1 protein-coding gene and 1 pseudogene are annotated in these 806 nt (G+C 35.2%); both read right to left on the bottom strand.

Going from position 1 to position 806, the window contains the following annotated elements:
- The coding region (locus FC30_RS07905; protein ID WP_268888282.1) for a transposase at positions 1 to 551 on the bottom strand (551 nt) is incomplete at its 3' end.
- Positions 552 to 591: 40 nt separating this feature from the next.
- Positions 592 to 806: pseudogene (locus tag FC30_RS09780) on the bottom strand (IS607 family transposase); the annotation flags it as partial.

The raw sequence follows: 806 nt of genomic DNA, 5'->3' as shown, positions 1-806 counted from the left end.
AAAGTGTTGATCTTACCTTCCGTATAGTTAATGTGCCCGACATTGACATCAATAGCTGTTACATGGTCAGTTTTAGGCTTTGTTTCAATATTGACTTCAAAAGGTAAACTTGCCCAATATTTACCATTTTCACGGTAAATTGAAACAACTTTTAATTCACCAGTTAACAACTTATCGCCACTCATGTGAATGTCATACCAATTCTTAATTCCATGTGGTTTATCCAAGCGCAACTTACCCTTAATAATCTTGGCACGGTCAGTTTTAAAACCCTGTCTAGTGGCTTTCTTTGATTTAAAACGTGGTTTACCCCAATCAACTTGTGCCTTATCAAAAAAGTTCTTCCAAGCTTTATTTAAGTCGCTAATTGCTAGTTGTAAGCAACGGGCTGAAAAACGATATTGCCAATCAGCTTTATTAGCCACTAACTCGTTGCGAGCCTTGTATTCATTTGGTCTGAGGCGCTTATCATCTAAGATCAGTGCTTCTTCATACATATCATTCCATAAAGCCAAACCAGCATTCCAGCGATATCTGCGATAATCACACAAGTCATCTAAGACTTTCTACATGGTTTTATTTGGATAAAGTCTAACTTTTTGGGTTCTTAACACCATTATTTTCACCACCTTTCAAAGATTTGTCGTTTTCTAGTTTATGCTTATATTTACGTAAACCATATAAACGACAGGAAAATACGTGTACAATACTCACCATATCATCAATCATTTCTTGCGTTGGACTAGTTTTAACATTATTCAATACCACAATCTTAGTATTATGTATTTTACATAATCGTTCAAACC

Origin of the sequence: Ligilactobacillus animalis KCTC 3501 = DSM 20602, from assembly GCF_001434535.1 — a bacterium.
GTDB lineage: Bacteria > Bacillota > Bacilli > Lactobacillales > Lactobacillaceae > Ligilactobacillus > Ligilactobacillus animalis.
The sequence above is the reverse complement of the archived record's forward strand: the minus strand, read 5'-3'. Positions and strand labels throughout refer to the sequence as shown.